This window comes from Acidimicrobiales bacterium, assembly GCA_016794585.1.
Classification (GTDB): domain Bacteria; phylum Actinomycetota; class Acidimicrobiia; order Acidimicrobiales; family DATDAH01; genus JAEUJM01.
Genome location: JAEUJM010000005.1, coordinates 200,136 through 221,344, shown reverse-complemented (window position 1 = coordinate 221,344; position 21,209 = coordinate 200,136). Strand labels below are relative to the sequence as shown.

At 72.0% G+C, this 21,209-nt stretch carries 16 protein-coding genes; 14 read left to right on the top strand and 2 right to left on the bottom strand.

The features are described from left to right. Nucleotides 1–187 precede the first annotated feature (187 nt). The 5 genes from JNK12_02960 to JNK12_02940 all read left to right on the top strand — a co-directional run bounded on the left by JNK12_02960 (nt 188) and on the right by JNK12_02940 (nt 8,282). On the top strand, nt 188–826 hold the full coding sequence (locus tag JNK12_02960; GenBank protein ID MBL8774860.1) for a TetR/AcrR family transcriptional regulator: 639 nt from the start codon (nt 188–190) through the stop codon (nt 824–826). Between the two features lie 390 nt (nt 827–1,216). After that, nucleotides 1,217–6,724: a carboxypeptidase regulatory-like domain-containing protein gene (locus tag JNK12_02955; GenBank protein ID MBL8774859.1), complete on the top strand. Its 5,508-nt coding sequence runs from the start codon at nt 1,217–1,219 to the stop codon at nt 6,722–6,724. After that, a complete protein-coding gene (locus tag JNK12_02950; protein MBL8774858.1) occupies nt 6,721–7,152 on the top strand; it encodes a hypothetical protein in 432 nt (143 codons plus the stop codon). Before JNK12_02955 ends, JNK12_02950 begins: the two co-directional genes overlap by 4 nt. After that, on the top strand, nt 7,130–7,768 hold the full coding sequence (locus tag JNK12_02945) for a hypothetical protein (GenBank protein MBL8774857.1): 639 nt from the start codon (nt 7,130–7,132) through the stop codon (nt 7,766–7,768). Before JNK12_02950 ends, JNK12_02945 begins: the two co-directional genes overlap by 23 nt. Nucleotides 7,769–7,964: 196 nt before the next feature. Next, nucleotides 7,965–8,282 (top strand): hypothetical protein, encoded by a 318-nt coding sequence (locus JNK12_02940; protein MBL8774856.1) that lies wholly within the window; start codon nt 7,965–7,967, stop codon nt 8,280–8,282. Between the two features lie 10 nt (nt 8,283–8,292). Here JNK12_02940 and JNK12_02935 read toward each other — a convergent pair whose 3' ends face one another. Both JNK12_02935 and JNK12_02930 read right to left on the bottom strand, forming a co-directional pair. Further along, nucleotides 8,293–9,843 carry a sulfite oxidase gene (locus JNK12_02935; GenBank protein MBL8774855.1) on the bottom strand — a complete coding sequence of 517 codons (1,551 nt, stop codon included), beginning with the start codon at nt 9,841–9,843 and terminating at the stop codon, nt 8,293–8,295. A gap of 13 nt (nt 9,844–9,856) precedes the next feature. Further along, nucleotides 9,857–11,440 carry an acyl--CoA ligase gene (locus JNK12_02930; GenBank protein MBL8774854.1) on the bottom strand — a complete coding sequence of 528 codons (1,584 nt, stop codon included), beginning with the start codon at nt 11,438–11,440 and terminating at the stop codon, nt 9,857–9,859. Here JNK12_02930 and JNK12_02925 point away from each other — a divergent pair. From JNK12_02925 to JNK12_02885, 9 genes are all read left to right on the top strand, one after another. After that, nucleotides 11,424–12,398, top strand: a complete 975-nt coding sequence (locus tag JNK12_02925) for an LLM class flavin-dependent oxidoreductase (GenBank protein ID MBL8774853.1) — start codon at nt 11,424–11,426, stop codon at nt 12,396–12,398. The genes JNK12_02930 and JNK12_02925 overlap by 17 nt on opposite strands. Then, nucleotides 12,398–13,015, top strand: a complete 618-nt coding sequence (locus JNK12_02920) for an isochorismatase family protein (GenBank protein MBL8774852.1) — start codon at nt 12,398–12,400, stop codon at nt 13,013–13,015. Before JNK12_02925 ends, JNK12_02920 begins: the two co-directional genes overlap by 1 nt. 134 nt (nt 13,016–13,149) lie before the next feature. Then, nucleotides 13,150–13,707 carry a TetR/AcrR family transcriptional regulator gene (locus JNK12_02915; GenBank protein ID MBL8774851.1) on the top strand — a complete coding sequence of 186 codons (558 nt, stop codon included), beginning with the start codon at nt 13,150–13,152 and terminating at the stop codon, nt 13,705–13,707. A 209-nt stretch (nt 13,708–13,916) separates the two neighbouring features. Next, a complete protein-coding gene (locus JNK12_02910; GenBank protein MBL8774850.1) occupies nt 13,917–15,236 on the top strand; it encodes an AarF/ABC1/UbiB kinase family protein in 1,320 nt (439 codons plus the stop codon). 107 nt (nt 15,237–15,343) lie between these two features. Beyond that, the gene (locus JNK12_02905) at nt 15,344–15,739 is read left to right on the top strand and encodes a nuclear transport factor 2 family protein (GenBank protein MBL8774849.1); all 396 of its coding nucleotides are present in this window, start codon (nt 15,344–15,346) and stop codon (nt 15,737–15,739) included. Between the two features lie 101 nt (nt 15,740–15,840). Beyond that, nucleotides 15,841–16,341: a hypothetical protein gene (locus tag JNK12_02900; protein MBL8774848.1), complete on the top strand. Its 501-nt coding sequence runs from the start codon at nt 15,841–15,843 to the stop codon at nt 16,339–16,341. Nucleotides 16,342–16,402: 61 nt separating this feature from the next. Then, nucleotides 16,403–17,869, top strand: a complete 1,467-nt coding sequence (locus JNK12_02895) for an aldehyde dehydrogenase family protein (GenBank protein MBL8774847.1) — start codon at nt 16,403–16,405, stop codon at nt 17,867–17,869. Next, nucleotides 17,866–19,635, top strand: coding sequence for an amidohydrolase family protein (locus JNK12_02890; GenBank protein ID MBL8774846.1), 1,770 nt, complete (start codon nt 17,866–17,868; stop codon nt 19,633–19,635). Before JNK12_02895 ends, JNK12_02890 begins: the two co-directional genes overlap by 4 nt. A 28-nt stretch (nt 19,636–19,663) precedes the next feature. After that, nucleotides 19,664–21,205 carry an AMP-binding protein gene (locus JNK12_02885; GenBank protein MBL8774845.1) on the top strand — a complete coding sequence of 514 codons (1,542 nt, stop codon included), beginning with the start codon at nt 19,664–19,666 and terminating at the stop codon, nt 21,203–21,205. The last annotated feature ends 4 nt before the right edge of the window (nt 21,206–21,209 follow it).

The window sequence follows — 21,209 nt, the reverse complement described above, 5'->3', positions numbered from 1 at the left end:
GCCAGGGCATCCATGTTGTTGTTGTCGATCACCGCGTTGGTTCCTCTCGCTCGTCTATCGCAGGACTGCAAGAGGCTGACGCGGTGATCGTCGCGTCAGGCGGACCCTTCGATCCCTACACCACTACCTGGGGCACAACTCAGGCGAACGGTCGATCTCTGACCGCCGACCTTTGGGCAGGGCCTCCATGCGATCGCAGCAACCGACCACCCGTGACCAGCTGATCGAGGCAGGCATTCGCCTGTTCCGTGAAGGTCGGGCCACGATCCTTCGCAGCCTCACTGCAGGAACCGTCGCCGCCGAGGCCGGCTACCACCGCCAGACCTTCTACCGGCACTGGGACACCCAGTGCGACTACGTGGGTGAGCTCATGGAGGTCGTCTTCTCGATCTCGGACGAGCCGCAGGAACGTCGATCGCTGATCGACCCGCCGGCCACCACCTTCGAGGATCGCGTGCGCCAGCACGCGCGTAAGGAGATCGACCGCCTGTGGGACGACCCGAAGGGGGCCGTACGCATCGGGCTGTTGGCCATGGGGCAGCTCGGCGACGGTCGGCCACGTGAGCTGGCCGAGGCCTTCTACCAGGACTCGGTGGAGCAGCTGGAGACCGCGTTGGCCGAGATCCTGACCGAGCACAACCGTCGGCCGTGCGCACCGCACACCCTCGAGGACGTGGCGCGCGGGGTGCGCGCGCAGATCAACGGCTTCGTCATCGAGGCCGCCTTCATGGGCGACGCCCGCCGGGCGCGTCGCCTGTTCGATGTGATGGTGGTCCAAGTGGTGACGGACCTGACCGAGCCCACCCTGGTCGAGTCCGCGGGCTGAACGCCGTCGAGGGGGCCGGGCGGCACGCTCACGTGCCGCCCGGGGCCGACCCGCGCCCCCGCGCGCCGACACGCGGGGCGCACGCGACGACCGCATTCGGTGGTCGATCGGTTGTCGATGGGTGGGCGCGCACTCCACCTCTGTCGTGTTGATCGACAGGACTGTCGACTGATGTGACGCGGCTGTCCACGCGAATTGTCGCGTGGCTGTAGCGCGACTCGACAGCCCGGTAGAGAGTCGTTACACCCCTGTCGCCGACGTGGACATGGGTGTCGAGGTTGGCGACAGTGATGTCCCTTGTGGAGTGACCTCCTGTGCGGCTTACTACGGCAAATGACGGGCCGGAGTACCCACTCGTCGCTGTATATGCACCCTGGGAGGGGCGAGACGATGTCCAAGTACCAGCGCGGCCGTGGCCGCATTCGACACCGGATGGTGGCGGTGGTGGCCGGTGCCGTGCTCGCCGTCGCCGGCAGCCCACTGGTGGCCACGCCGGCGGCGGCGAGCTCGCCCCCGCCCTCCGACTTCGAGGCCCCGGACTACGCGCCAGGGTCCGTCGACGGCCAGCAGGGCTGGGGCGCCCAGGGCCTCGCCATCCCGGTGAATCCCAACCTCGACCAGGAGGTCGTGACCAACGTCGACGCCCCGCCGTCGTTCGGAGCGCAGTCGTGGCGCTTCTCAAACGCCTTCACCCAGGGTTCGTTCGGGGACCAGGTCTTCTCGCCCTCCGCGCCCGACGAGGCCGGTGAGCCGTCCGCTGACGCCGGTGGGCTGTCGGGTGGCACCCGTCAGACCCGGTTCACCGCCCAGTGGGACTTCTCGTCCGCGAACCCGAGCGCCGAGCAGACCGGCCTGGGGATCACTGCCAGTCCCGACCGCGGCGACGGCGCCCGCATGAGCTGGGTGCGCATGGAGGACCACGCCGATGGCCTCGCGGTGCTCTTCAACGACTTCCAGAAGGGCGACGACCCCGGGTGTTCGGGTGACTTCGTACAGACCGAGATCGCCTCGGGCCTCGACCGCGGCGCCGCCCACACCATCACGATCGTCATGGACTTCGTCGACGGCGCCGCCAACGACGTCGTGCAGGTGTACGTGGACGGTGGCCTCGTCCACACGGGGACCAGCTGGGAGGACTACTTCCGGGATTGCGAAGGCAACCCCACCCGCACCGTCGACTCTCTGCTCTTCCGGTCGTCGGGTACCGCGGCGCCTGCCACGGACGGCTTCGGGTTCCTGATCGACAACCTCTCCATCGCCACCGAGACCCTGGCGGTCCCGGACGCCCCCACCAACCTGAGTGCCTCCGAGTCGGCCAGCACCGTCGACCTCGACTGGGACGCCCCCGCCGGCGACGGCGGGAGCCCGATCACCGGCTACACCGTCTACCGGGACGGCAGCCCCATCGGGACCACCGACGCGGTCACCACCAGCTTCCAGGACACGACCGCGCCGGCGAGCAGCCAGGCGCACACGTACAAGGTCACCGCCGAGAACGCCGTGGGCTCGTCGGCGGACAGCAACACCGACACGGCCATCGTGGACCTGTCCTGGAAGGGTCAGGTCTGGGACGTCGTCAACGGCACCGCCGTGGTCAACGGTGACGGCGGCGTCGACCTGACCCGCCTGAGCAGCGGTGAGAGCTACCTCCACCTCGTCGGCGACGCGCCCATCAACGAGAACGGCACGCCCTGGGTCCGCTTCGACTACCAGGACGACGGCACGTCGTGGCAGGGCATCGACCTGTTCATCGACTCCGAGGAGAACCCCGGCGACGATCCCCGCATCTCGGCGGGCTCGCTGTTCAGCTGCGACAGCCTCGGCTACGCCCGCCACTCGATCCCCGCGGTGGAGGAGATCGTCTACCCGAGCGACGACCAGGCCTGCGTCGGGCCCCGCTCGGCGACGGCCCACTCGCTCTACGTCGGCCAGCGTTCGGACGGCACGGTCGACTACGAGGTCGACGGCGACTGGCACTCCAACACGTTCCTGAAGGACTTCACCGGGACGTTCGCCTTCAACGACATCATCCTGCGCTGGCGGTGCGGGAGCACCACGCCAGCGCCCTGGGTGGTGCCGTGCGCAGGTGGCGAGACCGTCACCTTCGACGACTTCGCCATGGGCGACGACCACCACGAGGACCCGCCCGTGGTGACCATCACCACCCCGCCGGACGGCGTGACCTACTACAACGGCCTCTCCGTCCCGGCCGACTACACCTGCGCCGACGCCAGCGGCATCGCCTCGTGCACGGGTGACGTTCCCGACGGCGACCCGATCGACACCTCCACCGACGGTGAGCACGAGTTCACCGTCACGGGCGTGGACGACCAGGGCCAGGAGACCTCGGTCACCCACACGTACAACGTGCTCACGCCGGCGCCCGCGCTGACCATCACCAAGGCAGTCGACGAGCCGACCGCGGTGGCGGGGGCCGCGCTGCACTACCACCTCACCGTCACCAACGCCGGGAACATCCCCTTGACAGGGCTGGGCGTCGTGGACCCGAACGCGCCGACGTGCGCGGGCCCGATCGCGAACCTCGCAGTCGGCGCCAGCACAACGGTCGACTGCACCTACGCCACCACCACGGGCGACGTGGGCACCCGCGCCAACGCCGCCGCGGTGATGAGCGCCGAGTACGCCTTCGCCCTCTCGAACATCGTGACCACCACGGTCACCCCGGCCCTGCCGGGTGCGCCCACGGGGTTCACCGCCACCGAGGACGGCAGCGTGGTCGACCTGGCGTGGACGGCGCCGGCCAGCAACGGTGGCAGCCCGATCACGGGCTACGACGTCTACCGCGACAACGCGCTGATCCACACGACGGACGGCTCGACGCTGACCTACCAGGACGCGGGCGCCGCAGCGAGCAGCGCCCCCCACACCTACAAGGTGCGGGCCAAGAACGTGGCCGGCGCCGGACCCGACAGCAACGCCGACACCGCCATCGTCGACCTGACCTGGAAGGGCGAGGTCTGGGACGTCCTCAACGGCACCGCCGTGGTCAACGGCGACGGGGGCGTGGACTTCACCCGCCTCGCCGCCGGCCAGAGCTGGCTGCACCTGGTGGGCACGCCCGACATCAACGACGACGGCACCCCGTGGGTGGAGTTCTCCTACACCGACGACGGGACCTCGTACCAGGGCATCGACATGTTCATCGACTCCACCCGCCCGGTGGACGACCCCCGGCTCCAGGCTGGGTCGCTGTTCGCCTGCGGTGCCCTGGGCTACGCCCGGTACAACCTCGCTCCCGCCCTCGAGGAGATCGTGTACCCCGAGGACGACCAGGCCTGCGTCGGGCCCCGTCCGGCGGAAGGCCACACGGTCTACGCCGGTGAGCGCACGGACGGCACCGTCGACTACATCGCCGACGGCGAGCTGCACACCACCACGTTCCTGAAGGACGCCACCGGCCCGTTCGCCTTCAACGACATCATCCTGCGCTGGCGCTGTGGAGCCGGTCAGCAGCAGCCGTGGGTGGTGCCCTGCGCCGGGGGTGAGACCGTCACCTTCGACGACTTCACCATGGGTGACGACCACGACGTGGTCGGCCCCCACATCACCATCAACACGCCGGTGGACGGCGCGGTCTACGAGCTCGACGACGAGGTCCTCGCCGACTTCACCTGCGTCGACGACACCGCCGTCTCCTCGTGCGAGGGCAACGTCGCCGACGGCGACCCCATCGACACCTCGACCGAGGGTGAGCACGACTTCACCGTGACCGCGGAGGACGAGGACGGCCACGAGACGACCCTGACCCGCACCTACACGGTGATCGTCCCCGACCCGGCCCTCGAGGTCGTGAAGTCGGCGGACGAGGAGGACGTCGATCTCGGCGAGACCATCCACTACCACCTCGCCATCGAGAACACGGGCAACGTCGACCTCCATGACGTCGACGTGACCGATGCGGCCGCCCCCGACTGCGGTGACGACCCGGTGTTCGACCTGGCCGTGGGCGCCTCCACCGTCGTGGACTGCACGTACACACCGGTCGCCGCCGACGTGGGCGAGTACCCGAACACCGCCCAGGTCGACTCCGACCGGACCGATCCGGTCGACTCGAACGAGGTCGTCGTCACGGTGAACGAGCCGCTGGCCGTGGCCCTGACCGCCGACGAGGACCACGTCATCGCCGGCGAGACGATCCACTACCACCTGGACCTCCACAACACCTCGGCGCTCACCCTGACCGGGATCGACATCGCCGACCCGGCGGTGCCGGACTGCGCCGCCCAGGTCGTCGCCGACCTGGCGCCGAACGAGGAGGTGACGGTCGACTGCGAGTACACGCCGACCAACGCCGACGCCGGCACCTTCGAGAACGCCGCCACGGTCGACGCCGACCAGATCGACGCCGTGCAGTCGAACCAGGTCGACGTCGAGGTGGAGGCCCGCGCCCCGGCCATCACCCTCGAGAAGGAGGCCGCTGAGACCACGGTGGCCGCCGGGTCGCCGATCCACTACCAGCTCACCGCCACCAACACCGGCAACGTGCCCCTGACCGGCATCGGCATCATCGACGGCAACGCCCCCGCCTGTGCCGGGCCCGTCGCCGACCTGGCGGTCGGGGCCGACGTCACCGTGGACTGCACCTTCACGCCGTCCAACGCCCACGTCGGCACACGCATCAACGTCGGTGCGGTGACCACGGCGGAGTTCGCCGCCGCCCTCTCGAACGTCGTGACCACGACGGTCACGCCGGCACCCGGGCAGGCTGCGGGCACCGTCACGGAGTCCGGTTCCGGCGACCCGCTGGCCGACATCTGGGTGGTCGCCCTGCGCACCGACGACTTCCAGTTGGTGGGCAGCGACATCACCGACGCTCAGGGCGACTACGCCCTGACGTTGCCACCGGGCACCTACTTCCTGTACCTGGTGGACGCCTCCGGCGATCACACCAGTGGCTTCTTCGGGGCCCCGGACCTGGTGGTCGTCGCCTCGGAGGCCACGGTCGACGTCGACCCGGCCATGGACCCGACGAAGGGCACCGTGCAGGGAACGGTGACCGACGCCGGTAGCGGTGACCCCCTGCCCGGGGCGTGGGCGGTCGCCGTGGGCGGCACGCCGTTCGGTCCCGAGCAGATCGTGGCCGTCGACGGCAACGGGGACTACACCCTGGGCCCGCTGCCGACCGGTGACCACTTCGTGGCCTGGGTCGATCCGACGGGCGCCCACTCGCCTCGCTTCGCCCCCGACTCGCCCACCATCCAGCAGGCGACCCCGGTCGCCGTGGACGCGGGCGTGGCCGCGACCTCCGACGGTGCCCTCCCGGTGGCGACGCCGCCCCCCGGCGGCTCCACCCTCACCGGGACGGTCACCGAGGAGGGGACCGGAGTGCCGCTCGCCGGGGTGCACGTCATCGCCCTGACGGCCGCCGACTACACGATGGCGAGGGGAACCGTCACCGATGCCAACGGGGAGTACTCCCTCGACGTGGCGGCCGGTGACTACAAGCTCGAGTTCGTCCCGAGCGACGGTGCCCACGCGATGGAGTGGTACGACGACCTCGACCTCACCGGCATCGCCGACGCGGTCAGCGCCACCGCTCCGGGTATCGCGGATGCCGACCTGCCGTCCCTCACCGGCACCATCACCGGCACCATCACCGACGAGGAGACGGACGATCCCCTCGGCGGCGCCTGGGTGATGGCCATCGGGCCCCAAGGCCCGGCGGGCGGGGCCATCGCCGGTCCCGACGGGAGCTACACGCTGTCGGGGTTGCCCGCGGGGGACTACCACCTCGTCTTCGTCGACGGGACGGGCGCCCGGCAGGTCGAGTACTGGGATGGCCATCCCGAGTTCGACGGCAGTGACGTGCTGGTCGTGGGCGGCGGGGCCTCGGTGACGGCGGACGCCGCTCTGGCGCCGCCCGAGCCGGACGCATGACGGGCGGGGTGGTGGAGGTGCCCCCCACCAGCGCCTCCACCACCACCACCGCCACCATCGGCGGCGCCACCCGGGGCGGGGGTGGCGCCGGCGATCGGCCGGCGCCGCGAGCCACCACGAGCGGTCCCGGTCGGTTCCGACGGCGGCGGCGGTCGTGTCCGCAGGTGGTGCTGATCGCCTCGGACACGGCCGCCGTTCGCCGGTACCTCGCCCGTCGGCCCCCACCCGGCGGCGAGGTGCTGGCGCTCGTCGGGCCGGGCTCGATGGCCCTGCTCGACGGGGCCGAGTTGCGGCGGGGCGACCGGATCGTCTGGTTGCCGGGCTGGTCGGCCGGCCCGCATGGGCGCGACCTGGCGATCGCGGTCGAGCGGGCCGCAGCCGTCGGCCTCTTCGGAACGGCTCGCCATGTGTTCGCCGTGGACGCGTGAGCGGGGGCGCCGCCGGGCGACGGCGTTCGTGCTCGTCGTGTTGGGGGCGTCGTTGCTGGCGGGCTGCTACGGGATGGAGTACCGCTTCCTCGCCGTGGGCGGTGGGGGCGCGCCGGTGGCGCAGCGTTGCGGTCCGATGCCGTTCCGCATCAACCCCCACGGTGCCGCCGGCGACTGGCAGCTCGTCGCCGTGGTGCGAGCCGTGCAGCGGCTCGAGGCCGCCACCGGCGTCGACTGGAGGTTCCAGGGGTACACCAGCGAGCGCGTCGGCACCGGGTTCGACCCTCGTGCGCACGGCGGCCGGGTGATCATCGAGTTCACCACCTTCGATGCCCCGGGCCGACCGGTCGCGTACGGCCACCCCAAGCCGTCCGGGGCGGGCGACCGCTACCTCGGCGGCTACGTGTACCTCTGGCCGTCGCGGATCCGGGCGCTGTCGCCCTCCGGGCTCCGGGCGCTGGTCGCCCACGAGCTCGGCCACGTCTGGGGCCTCGACCACGCCGGCGACCCACCCGAGCAGGTGCTGATGAACGCCGCGCCGGTTCGCCGCGACGACTACGGCCACGGTGACCTTGCCGGGCTCCGGGCGCTGACGGGGGCGTGTCGTCGGAGCTGACGCTACAGGGGTGTCTATTGCGGACAGCGGACCCGGTGCTTATGGTCCGAATGGTCGATGCGGCTCGCCCCTTCTTCCGTCGGTCGAGCCGCCGACCGGTTCCACCCGTCCGGTTCCCCCGTCCGGTTCCACCCGTCGATCGTCCCCGGGAGGTGCGGTGCCCCTACGAGGCAACGGCAGTACGTGGCCCGGTCCCGTGGAGCGCCTGCGGCGCCTGCGGCGGCCTCGGGTCGTGGTGGTCGCTCCCGGACGCGTGTGGGGCGAGCTCTACGCCTCCGACCGCCGGCGCGAGGCCGACGACGTCATCGTGCTGAGCGGGATCGAGGACGTGCCCGAGGTGGCGGGCACGGCCGGGGTCGCCCAGTTGCGGCTGCGGCGCTGCGATCGGGTCGAGTGGCTGGCGGGCTGGTACCGGGGCCCGGACGGCGACGCGTTCGCGGCCAGCCTCGAGCGCTATGCGGCCGCCGGCGGCTTCGGCGCGGCCCGTCACGTGTTCGACGTCGCCGCCGCCTGAACGCGAGGCCTCAGGTGACGGTGACGGTGCGGGTGGGGTAGCCGGTGGCCCCGTCGGGCGCGGGGGGAGCGGTGTCCTCGGTCTGGGTCTCGCCGTCGCCATCGGTGGCGCGTGCCCGGAGTCGGTAGCGACCCGGCTCGGGCCGCCAGTCGTACACCCACTGTCGCCAGGTGTCGTCGCTCGTGCCGGGACCGAGCCGCGCCTCCTCCCAGGGCCCGTCGTCGACCTGCACCTCGACCTTGGCGATGCCTCTGGTGGGGGCCCAGGCCACGCCGGCGACGGGGACCGATCCGGCGTGCTGGTCACTGCTGCGTGGGGTGTCGATGCGGGTCTGGGTCTTGATGGGGGCCTCCTTGGCCCAGCCCCGCGGGATCCAGTAGCCGTCGGCGGCGTCAAGGGTGGTCAGCTCGATGCGTTGGAGCCACTTGGTGGCGGACACGTAGCCGTAGATCCCACCGATGATCAGACGGGCGGGGAACCCGTGCTCGAGGGGAAGCGGCTCCCCGTTCATGCCGACCGCCACCAGGGCGGGGCGGTCGTCGTCGAGGAGCTCGGTGGGGAAGCCGGCCGTGAAGCCGTCGACCGAGTGGCCCATGACCTGCGTGGCGCCGTCCTGCACACCCGCCTCGCGCAGCAGCGACCGGAGGGGGACGCCGAGCCAGCGGGCGTTGCCGACCAGGTCGCCGCCCACCTCGTTGGAGACGCAGGCGATGGTCACCTCACGCTCCACGAGCGGCAGGGCGAGCAACTCGGCGAAGGTCAGCTCGAGGGGCTCGTCCACCATCCCGTCGATGGTGAGCGTCCAGCCGGCGGGGTCCACCTGGGGGACGGTGAGGGCGGTGTCGATGCGGTAGAAATCGGCGTTGGGCGTCACCTGGGGGGTGATGCCTTCCACGTCGAGGCCGGCGTCGGCGGCGGTGGGGCGGGTGCCCCCCGTGACCTCGGGCAGGACCACGTCGGCACGGGCCGCCTCGACGGTGCGGCCGAGACCGAGCGATCGGCCCATCAGGCCCACGGCGGCGGCGAACACCCCGGTGGCACCCGCCAGCGCGAGGAACTGGCGTCGCCCGGCGTCGGCGCCCCCGGCGTGGTCGGGAGCGGTCCAGGCTGCGGCCGTACGCAGGAGGAGGCGCAGGCTGAGGGCACCGGTGGCAGCCCCGAGGGTGGCGGCGGCGATCGCACCGCCGTCGGTGGTGAGCGGCGCCCGCATCCCGGTGAGCGCCCCGAGCAGGCCGAAGGCGACGAACACCACATCGCCGACCCACCGCCGGGAGAGGGCGGCGGTGCCGGTCCTGGCCCCGATGAGCAGGGAGACGACCACGATGCCGATGAGCAGGGCGGGCTTGTCGGCGGTGCCGATGGCCCCGATCACGGTCCGGGTGACGTCGCCGGGGAGGCCGTCGACGAAGACGTCGCCGACGGCGACGATGAGCGAGGGCGCATCGGCGGTGACGGCCCGGACCAGCTCGGTGACCGCCAGGGCGGTGGCCGCGGCGACGACGCCGGCGAGGCGCGCCGGGTCCCGCAGGTCGGGACGGGCGTCGACCGACTCGGAGCTCACGCCGACAGCAACGTCAGCGGGGCCCCGAAGGTTCCCGCGGCGATCCGGCCCGGGACTCGTGGGCCGCGAGGGCGGCGCGGTCCACCTTCTGCCCCGTGGTCAGGGGCAACTCGTCCACGAGGCGCAGCGCCTCGGGCAGCTTGTGGGCCGAGAGCCGCTCGCGGGCGTGCGTGCGCAGGTCGTCGAGCGTGGGCGGGTCGTCCGCGTCGCGCGCCACGACCACGGCCACGCCGATCTCGCCCATCACGGGGTCGGGCCGAGGGGCCACGGCGACGTCGGCCACGGTGGGGTGCGAGGCCAGCACGGCCTCCACCTCCATCGGATACACGTTGTAGCCCCCGCGGATGTACATCTCCTTGCGTCGACCGGCGAGGCGCAGACAGCCGGCATCGTCCCGGTAGCCGAGGTCACCTGTGCGGAGCCAGCCGTCCACCAGGGTGGTGGCCGTCGCCTCGGGATCGCGCCAGTAACGGTCCATGACCGCGCCCGAGCGCAGGCACACCTCGCCGACCTCGCCGGGCGGGAGGTCGTGGCCCTCCTCGTCGCGGATGGCCAGGTCGATCCCCGCACGGGGGCGGCCGACGGTGTGCAGGGCCTCCTCGTCGTCGGCGTCGAAGGCCGTGCCCGTCCCCACCCCGCCCGACTCCGTGGACGAGTAGCGGATGGAGTACGCGGCGCCGAAGCGCCGTCGGGCCTCCTCGACGAGGGCGGGGGAGGAGGGGCCACCGCCGACGATGAGCGCCTGGACGGCGCCGAGGTCGTGCTCGTCGAAGTCGGGGAGGGCGAGCAACAGGGCGATCTGAGGTGCGACCCCACCGACGGCGGCCATCCCGGTGCGCTCGACGATGCGGAGCACCTCGGCGGCCCGCCACTTGTCGAGCAGGTGCAGGGTGTGGGCCTTGCGCAGGTACCAGGGGAGCTTGGTCATGAAGCCGACGTGGGCCAGCTCGGTGCCGGCCAGCATGGGCCCGCCGCCGCCCCAGGCTCCTCCCGTGTCGATCTCGACCACGGCGGCGAGCTGACGGTCGGTGAACACCGCGCCCTTGGGCCGGCCGGTGGTGCCGGAGGTCAAGACGATGGTCACGGGCCGGTCGGGGTCCGGCGCCAGTGGAGGGGGCGTGCCGCCCGCCAGGCGCCGGCCCGCGAACAGCTCGTCGACTGCCGTGGCACGCGGGACCACCAGCACCTGGGCCCCGGCGGCGTCGGACGCACCCCCGGCCTCGGCGGTGAGGACGAGGTCCGGGCGCACCACCTCGAGGCAGCGGCGCTGCTCGTCGGCGGTGAACCGGGGGTTGACCCCGGCGGTGACCGCGCCGAGCTTCGCGAGGGCGAGGTAGGCGACGGCGTAGTCGACCGTCGAGCCCAGGAGCAGGGCGGCCACCGACCCTTCACCGACGCCGGTCGCGGCCAGGGCCGCGGCCACCTCGTCGGTGACCCGGTCGAGCTGGGCGAAGCCGATGGGCCACCCACCGGCGTCGACGAACGCGGGGGCGTCCCCGAAGCGGGTGGCTGCGCCTCGCAGCGCCTCGGTGAGGGTGCCAGTATCTGACATCCCGTCAGCTTTTCGCAGGAGCTCCTCCATGGCCAGGTACGTCATCCGCTTCGACCTCCGGGCGCCCGACTTCGGCGCCCCGGCGGCGGACCTCTACTCGGCCGCGATCGAGATGGCGGCGTGGGCCGATGGCCTCGGCGCCGAGGCCATCGTGCTGTCCGAGCACCACTCGGCCGACGACGGCTTCATGTCGGCGCCCCTGGCGCTGTCGGGCGCCGTGCTCGGGGCGACCCGCACCTCGCCGGTGAGCGTGCAGGCCCTGCTCGTGCCGCTGCACGATCCCGTCCGCCTCGCCGAGGACATCGCCGCTCTGGACCTGCTCTCGCGCGGCCGCTTCAGCGTGGTCGCCGGCCTCGGATACCGCCCGGAGGAGTACGAGTTGTTCGGGGTGCCGTGGAAGGGCCGGGGCGCCCTCATGGAGGAGAAGCTCCGGGTGATGGTGCAGGCCTGGACCGGTGAGCCCTTCGCCTACCGCGGGACGACCGTCCGGGTGACCCCGAAGCCCTACAGCACCCCGCACCCGCTCGTCCTCGTCGGCGGGTCGACCGAGATCGCCGCCCGCCGGGCCGGTCGCCTCGGCCTCGGCTTCCAGCCCGCCATCCACGACCCGCAGCTGCGGGCCTGGTTCGAGGAGGAGTCGCGGGCCAACGGCTTCGAGCCGGGAATGTGCATCATGCCGGCACCCGACGTCCAGAACGTGATCGTCGCCCTCGACCCCGATGCCATGTGGGCGGAGGTCGGCCGACACCTGCTCCACGACACCGCCACCTACGCGAGCTGGCAGCGCGCCGGCCAGCGCTCGGCGGTGCACCGTGAGGTGGCCACCGTCGACGAGCTGCGGGCCGACGGCCTGTTCCAGATCCTCACCCCGGACGAGTGCGTGGCCTACGCCAAGGAGCCCGGCCGGGTGCTCGTGTTCCACCCCCTGTGCGGTGGCATCGACCCCGCCACGGCGTGGGAGGGTCTGCGACTGTTCGAGCACGAGGTCCTCCCGAGGCTCTGATGGCGGTCGAACTGCGCGCCCTCGTCGACCCCGCTCACACGGTGGTGGTCACCCAGGAGTGCCAGAACGGGGTCATCGGGCACGAGGCGGCACTGCCGCAGCTGGCCGAGATCGCCCGGCGGCACATGATCCCCGCGGCCGCCCGCCTGGTGGCGGCCGCGCGCTCGGCGGGCGTGCCCGTGGTCCACTGCGTGGCGGCCCGCCGCGCCGACGGGCAGGGCTCCAACGCCAACGCCCGCCTCTTCCAAGGCATGCGCAAGCTCTCGGTCGAACTGCTGCCGGGCACGCCCGCGGTCGAGGTGATCCCCGAGATCGGCGTGGTCGACACCGATGTCGTCCTCACCCGGCTGCACGGCCTCGGCCCCATGGGCGGCACCGACCTCGACCCGGTGCTGCGCAACCTCGGCGCCACGACCGTCGTGGGCGTCGGCGTCTCGGTGAACGTGGGCATGACCAACTTCGCCATGGACGCGGTGAACGCCGGCTACCAGTTCGTGCTGCCGCGCGACGCCGTGGCCGGCATCCCCGAGGACTACGCCGACGCCGTGATCGACAACACCCTGTCCCTGCTGGCCACGGTGACGACGGTCGACGACGTCGTCGGCTGCTGGGCCTGACGCCGGTGGCCGCCGACGCCGTCCCCCCGACCGGCGCGGAGCCCGTCGAGGAGGAGTTGCGGGCGGTCGACGGCCGGGTGCCGGGGCGCCGCGGCCTCGCCACCCGCCAGCGCCTGCTCGACCGCACCTCGGCCATGTTGACCACCACCTCCTACCGGGACCTCAAGGTGGTGGACATCGCCCGGGAGGCCGGGACCTCGCCGGCGACCTTCTACCAGTACTTCCCGGACGTCGAGGCGGCCATCCTCGTGCTGGCCGAGGAGATGGCGCGCGAGGGGTCCGAGCAGCTCATCCGCCTCGTGCGCGAGGGCGACTGGGACGGCGAGCGCGGCTATGGCACGGCCCTCGCCGTCGCCGACGGCTTCATCGACTTCTGGGACCGCCACCACTCGGTCCTGCGGGTGGTCGACCTCGCGACCGGTGAGGGCGACGGCCGCTTCCAGAGCATCCGCACGCGGCTGATGAACGAGTTCACCGTGGCCCTGCAGGACGTCATCGTCGAGCGCCAGGGCCGCCCCCGGCGCGACCACGTCGACCCCATGGCCACCGCCGGGGTCCTCAGCGCCATGCTCGCCCACGTATCGGCCCACCGGTACGGCTTCGAGTTCTGGGGCATCCGCACCGCCGACGTGCGCACGGCCATGGCCCGCATCCTCTACACCACCGTGACCGGCGACCTGCCGCCCGCGTGACATTGGCGCCTCCTTCGTCGGCACGCCTTCGGCATCCGGTTCGTCGATGGCGCCGCTCCGCTCCGCTCCTCGGCGTCACCCTCGCGGCGGCCGGCGCTGCGGTGATTGCAGGTGCGGTCTGGTGGCGACGGAAAGCAAACTCCGAGTCGGCCGGCCCGCTGGTGGTGCAGGGCACGTCGCGCGCTGCCCGGAGCGTCGATCTGGCCAAGGTGGGCGCTCGGTCGTCGGGCTCGTACGTGGTGCACCGGGCCCGCAGGGCGGTGGCGCCCGCTCACCAGCGAGAGCACCTCGACCAGCAGTTCCAGCTGAAGACCGCCGAGGCGGTGGCCGAGGCGCTGGGCAACATGAAGGGCGCCCTGATGAAGCTGGGCCAGATGGCCAGCTACCTCGACCAGGGGCTCCCCGAGCACGTCCGGGGGGCGCTGGCCGACCTCCGCCAGGACGCGCCGCCGATGGCCCCCGAGCTCGCCGCCGGCGTCGTCGAGCGGGAGCTGGGGGCACCCCCCGAGGAGGTCTTCGCGGACTGGGACCCCCTCCCGGTCGCTTCGGCGTCGATCGGGCAGGTGCACCACGCCGTCACCCACGACGGGCGGGAAGTGGCGGTGAAGGTCCAGTACCCGGGGGTGGACGACGCCATCCGGGCCGACCTGGCCAACGTCGACCTGCTCTTCTCGGCGACGGGGATGTTGTTCCCCGGGCTCGACCCGAAGGCCCTCGTGGAGGAGCTGAAGGCGCGCCTGGTGGAGGAGCTCGACTACACCCTCGAGGCCGAGAACCAGCGGCTCTTCGCCGAGTACTACGAGGGGCACCCCTTCATCACGGTGCCGGCGGTGGTGGACGAGCTGTCCACGCAGCGGGTGCTCACCACGGAGTGGGCGCCCGGCGTGCGCTTCGACGAGCTGGCCACGTGGTCCCCGGAGGAGCGCAACCTCGCCGCCGAGGCCATCTACCGGTTCGTGTTCGGCAGCCTCTACCGCCTCAAGGCCTTCAACGGCGACCCGCACCCCGGCAACTACCTGTTCGAGCCCGGCGGTCGGGTCACGTTCCTGGACTTCGGCCTCGTGAAGCGCTTCACCCCGGACGAGGTGAAGGTCTTCCACGACATGATCGACACGATGGTGTTGCACCCCGACGTGGCGGCCTTCCGCAAGGTGATCGAGGACGTCGGACTGCTGAAGGCGGGGGAGCCGTTCACCGACCAGGAGGTGGAGGACTACTTCGGCCACTTCTACGAGTTCGTGCTCGAGGACCAGGTGACGACGATCGACGAGGCCTACGCCTCGGAGACCGTGCGTCAGGTCTTCGACCTCACGGGACCCCACGGTGACATCATGAAGGCGGCCAACGTCCCGCCCAGCTTCGTCATCATCCAGCGCATCAACCTCGGCCTCTACGCGGTGCTCGGCGAGTTGCGGGCCACCGCCAACTGGCGTCGCATCGCCGAGGAGATCTGGCCCTTCGTGGACGGCGCCCCCTCGACCCCGCTCGGCGAGGAGGAGGCGGCGTGGCGGCGCCGCGCCGGCCGGTAGCGCCGGCGGGGCCGGGGCGACGTGGGGCCGACGGCCCACCGTGGGCCGCCGGGAAGGGTCCGATCGGCCCATTCACGTACCGACCGGTCACACGTACCTTCGAAGGCATGGGGACCAACGCCGAGCAGATCGTGTTGTGGGTGACCTCGTGGCCCGAGCTGGGGCTCCCCCCGGCAGCCGCTGACTTCTTCACCGCCGACGCCATCTACGAGAACGTCCCCGTACAGGGTTCCGAGGTGCTCGGCCCGCTCGCCATCGGCGAGACCCTCGTCAGCTTCCGCTCCCTCTTCGACCACATCGAGGTCGAGGTGACCGCGGTGGCCGAGCAAGGCGACCTGGTCATGGTGGAGCGCATCGAGCGCTACGTGCTGCTCGACGGCGTGACCCTGGAGATGGACGTGATCGGCGCCTTCGAGCTGCGGGACGGGCTCATCTGCGCCTGGCGGGACTACTGGGAGGTCGCCCCGACCCCCATCCTCGCCCCCGAGCCGCTCGCCGCCTGAGTCCCCGGGCCCACCGGACTGGGCCGTCCGGCCCAGGGAAATGTTCACTGAGCGTGGGCAATTTGCCCACATAGTGAGAAAAGTGGTCTAGGGTCTTCGGCATGGAGCAACGGGGACTTGAGCGGGAATCCTGGGTTTCTCTGGCCGACGAGGCGCCGGCGCCGGTCAAGGACGATCTCGTCCTCGACCTGCGCGAGGGCGCCGTCATCGATCTGCGAGGTCTCGACGCCCCGGCGTGGCAGGCCGAGCCCGAACTGCCGAGCCTCGCGCCGGCCGTGGACGACCCCAACCACGTGCCCCTGGTGGGCAGTCGGTGGGTGCTGTTGGTGGCGCTGGCCCTGCTCAACGTCCTCGACCTCATCACCACCCGGGCGGTGCTGGCCGCCGGCGGCACCGAGGCCAACCCGGTCATGGCGCCGATCATCCACCACCCCTACGCCCCCCTGTTGGTGAAGACCGGCGGCGTGGCCCTGGTGGCCTTCGTGGTCAACTGCTGCCCGCCGGACTCCAAGGTGGTGAACCGGGCGCTCGCCGGCTCGGTGCTGGCCTACGCGGCCATCGTCAGCTGGAACATGGTGAACCTGCTCGTCGCCGGCGCCTGAGCACGATCCGGCGGGGCCTGCGCCTCGCGGCCGAAATTAGAACCGGTTACCCTTCGGCGCGATGACGACCTCCTCCGGCACGCGCGGCCTGCTCATCGGTGGCTCCTGGGTCGAGGGCTCAGGGGGCGGCTACGAGGTGGTGAACCCGGCCACCGAGCAGGTGGTGGGTGTGGCCCCCGAGGCCACCGCCGAGGACGCCCGGGCGGCCGCAACCGCGGCGGCGGACGCCTTCCCGGCCTGGTCGCGCACGGCGCCCGAGGAGCGGGCCGCCCTGCTCGACAAGGTGGGCGATCTCCTCGAAGCCCGCATTGCCGACCTCGTGCCCCTGGTCCAGGCCGAGACCGGCGCCACCCTCGCGGTCACCAATTCCCTCCAGATCCCCCAGGCCATCACCCGCTTCCGCCGGTACGCCAAGGGGGCGCTCGAGCCCACCCGCATCGCCCTCCCACCGGGCCAGCAGGCGGCGACGCCGCTCGCGCCCGGCGGCCTCATCAGTGCCGTGGCGGTGCGCCAACCGGTCGGTGTGGTGGCCGCGATCACCTCCTACAACTTCCCCCTGACCAACATGGCGGGCAAGATCTGCCCGGCGCTGGCTATGGGCAACACCGTGGTGGTGAAGCCCGCCCCCCAGGACCCACTCGCCGTGATCGAGCTGATGGCCATCATGGAGGAGGCGGGCTTTCCGCCTGGTGTGGTCAACCTCGTGAACTCGTCGACCCCCGTGGCCGCGGAGGCGCTCGTGGCCGCTCCCGAGGTCGACATGATCAGCTTCACCGGCAGCACCGCGGTGGGCCGCCACATCGGCTCGGTGGCCGGCGGGGAGATGAAGCGCCTGCTGCTCGAGCTCGGCGGCAAGGGTGCCAGCATCATCTTCGACGACGCCGACCTCGACGCCGCGGTGTCCGGCACGGGCAGCACCTGGGCCTTCCACTCGGGTCAGATCTGCACGGCGCCGACGCGGGTGCTCGCCCAGCGGGGCGTCTACGACCAGGTGGTCGAGCGCCTCGGCGCCTTCGCCGGCTACCTGAAGGTGGGTGACCCGCTCGATGCGGACACCATCGTGGGCCCGCTGATCACCGAGGTGCACCGCGACCGGGTGCGGGGCTTCATCGAGTCCGGCACCGCGGCCGGCGCCACGCTGGTGGCCGGCGGCGAGGCCGCCGTGCCCGACACCGGCTGGTACGTCGCCCCCACGCTGCTGGCCGACGCCACCGTCGACATGGCCGTCACCCAGGAGGAGGCCTTCGGGCCTGTCGTGGTGGTGGTGCCCTTCGACGACGAGGACGAGGCCGTGGCCCTCGCCAACGCCACGGCCTTCGGGCTCTACGACTACGTGTGGAGCGGGGACGCCAACCGGGCCTTCAACGTCGCCGGGCAGCTGCGCAGCGGCAACGTGGGCATCAACACGCTCCAGCGCAACCACGAGGCACCCTTCGGTGGCTTCAAGCAGAGCGGGGTCGGCCGTGACGGGGGCTCGTTCGGCCTGCACGCCTACAGCGAGCTCCAGTCCGTGGTGTGGTCGTCATGAGCAGCGACACCCCGCTCGACCTCGCGGTCATGGGCGGCACCGTGGTCGACGGCTCGGGCCTGCCCCGCCGCCGCGCCGACGTGGGCGTCAAGGACGGCCGCATCGTCGAGGTCGGCTTCGTCGATGCCGGAGACGCCGCCGAGGTGGTCGACGCCGAGGGCCTGGTCGTGGCACCGGGCATCGTCGACGCCCACACCCACTACGACCCGCAGCTCACCTTCGACCCGTACGCCACCTCCTCGTGCTTCCACGGGGTCACCACCGTGCTCGCCGGCAACTGCGGGTTCTCCATCGCCCCCACCCGGGTCGACGACCGTCCGTTCATCACCCAGATGTTCGCCCGGGTCGAGGGCATGTCCCCCAAGGCCCTCGAGGGGCTGCCGTGGGACTTCGAGACCTTCCCCGAGTACCTCGCCGCCCGCGAGGGCCGCCTCGGGGTGAACCTGGCCTGCTACGTCGGCCACTCGGCCGTGCGCCGCTTCGTCATGGGCGACGCCGCCCAGGAGCGCGAAGCCACCGAGGACGAGGTCGCGGCCATGGTGCGCATCGTGGGCGAGGCGATGGAGGCCGGCGCCGCCGGTTTCTCGTCGTCGCACGCACCGACGCACTTCGACTCCCACGACCGCCCCGTGCCCAGCCGCCTCGCCGGCGACGCCGAGCTCGAGGCGCTGGTCGCCGAGGCGGGCCGTCACAACGGGGGCACCATCGCCTACCTGCCGTTCGGGTCCATCGGGGGCCTCGACGACGCGGGCGAGGAGCAGCTCATCCGCCTGAGCCTGCTGAGCCGCATGCCGGTGATCATCCAGGGCCTGGGCGCCCGTTCCAAGGTCGACGCCCCCACCGCCGGGTGGGACAGCGCCAAGCGCTTCGTCGACGGCGCCACCGAGCGCGGTGCCGCCGTGTACTCGCTGCTGATGGCCAAGCCCTTCGACCGCACCTTCACCCTGGCCGGCGGCACCAGCCTGTACCAGGGCGTGCTCGAGTTGAACCGCCTGTTCACCGAGGCCGAGACCGTCGAGGAGCGGGCCGCCATGCTCCGCGACGAGTCCTTCCGGGCCGCGATCCGTGGCTCGGTGGACCACCCGAACAAGGACCCCGACAAGGGGCCGACCCTCCCGCCGCCCCACTGGGACAACCTCGTGGTCAACCAGGTGGCCCGGCCCGAGAACGAGGCCTTCGTCGGCCGCTCGATCCGCGAGATCGCCGCCGAGCGGGGGGTCGGGGGGGAGCGCGCCGTGGAGGAGGACGTCCTCGCCGAGATCGCCCTCGCCGACGACCTCGCCACCGAGTTCGTCTGGCGCACCGAGTCGCCGGAGTGGCGTGAGGGCACCCGCCTCGCGCAACTGGACCCGCACATGCTGCTCGGGACGTCCGACGGCGGCGCCCACCTCGATCGCGACGACGGCGCCGAGTGGACCAGCTACTTCCTGCGCTACTGGGTCCGCGAGTGGGGGGCCTGGACCCTCGAGGAGGGCATCCGCCAGCTCACCCAGTGGCCGGCGGCGCTGTTGGGCTTCGCCGACCGCGGCATGGTGCGACCGCACTTCGCCGCCGACCTGATGGTGTTCGACCCGGACACCATCAGCCCGGACCGCAAGGAGTTCGTGCACGACTTCCCCAACGGGGAGGGCCGCTTCACCTCCCGGCCCACGGGCGTGCACGCCACCATCGTCAACGGTGTGCCCATCGTGCGCGACGGGGCGCTGGTCGAGGGCGCCGGCCTTCCGGGCCAGGTGCTGCGGCCCCGCACCGCCTTCGCCCGGTAGGCCCGCCATAGGAACCACAGGAGAACCCATGCTCGAAGGACGGACCCTCTGGGAGCTCATCGAGCGGCGGGCGGCCGAGACGCCCGACGCGGAGATGGCCGTCGACGAGGACGGCCGGCGCCTCACGTTCGCCGGGTACGCCGCCGACGTCGAGACGGCCGCGGCGGGTCTCGCCGCCATGGGCCTGGCCGAGGGCGACGTGGTGTCGTGGCAGCTGCCGACCTGGATCGAGTCGCTCGTGCTGGTCGGCGCGCTGGCCCGCCTCGGGATCACCCAGAACCCGATCCTGCCCATCTACCGCAAGCGCGAGGTCGGCTTCGTCGCCCGCCAGGCGGGCACCAAGCTGCTGGTGGTGCCCTCGACGTGGAAGGGCTTCGACTTCGAGGCCATGGCCCGCGAGATCGCCGGCGAGGTCGACGGCCTCGAAGTGCTGGTGTGCGACCGCACCCTGCCCGCGGGCGACCCCGCCACCCTCCCGCCGGCGCCGCCCACCCCGGACGACCCCGACGACCTCCCGGTGCGCTGGCTCTTCTACACCTCGGGCACCACGGCCGACCCCAAGGGCGCCCGCCACACCGACGCCACCATCGCCGCCATCGCCCGGGGCATGGGCGAGCGGTACGAGGTGACCGAGGCGGACCGGGGCGCCATGGTGTTCCCCTTCACCCACATCGGGGGCATCACCTGGCTGCTCACGGGCCTGATGTTCGGCAGCGCCAGCATCCTGGTCGAGGCCTTCGATCCGTCGACCACCATCGGCGTCCTCGGGCAGGAGGGGGTGACCCTCGCCGGCGCGGGCACCCCGTTCCACATGGCCTACCTCGCCGCCCAGCGGGCCAACCCCGACACGCCGCTGTTCCCGGACGTCCGAGCGCTGCCCGGTGGCGGCGCCCCCAAGCCCAAGGGCCTCCACGACGACGTGAAGGCCGAGATGGGCGGGGTCGGCATCCTGTCGGGCTACGGGCTCACCGAGGCCCCCATCCTCACCCTCGTGGCGGTCGGCGACCCCGACCAGAAGAAGTCCGACACCGAAGGGCGGCCCATGCCCGGCGTCGACCTGCGCATCGTCACCCTCGACGGGCGCATCGCCGGCCCGAACGAGGAGGGCGAGATCCGGGCTAAGGCGCCGCAGCTGATGAAGGGCTACCTCGACGCCGCTCTGGACGAGGACGCCTTCGACGAGGACGGCTACTTCCGCACGGGGGACCTCGGCGAGCAGGACGAGGACGGCTACGTCACCATCACCGGACGCCTCAAGGACATCATCATCCGAAAGGGCGAGAACATCTCGGCCAAGGAGGTGGAGGACCTGCTCTTCACCCATCCGAAGGTGGCCGACGTCGCGGTGATCGGCCTGCCCGACGCGGCCTCAGGTGAGCGGGCCTGCGCGGTCGTGGTGCTCAACGACGTCGGCGAGCCGCTCACCTCCGACGAGATGCGCGACCACCTCACGGGCGAGGGCCTGATGATCCAAAAGGTGCCCGAGCAGCTCGAGATCGTCGACGCCCTGCCCCGCAACCCGACGGGCAAGGTGGTCAAGCACGAGCTCCGCGCCACCTACGCCGACTGAGCGA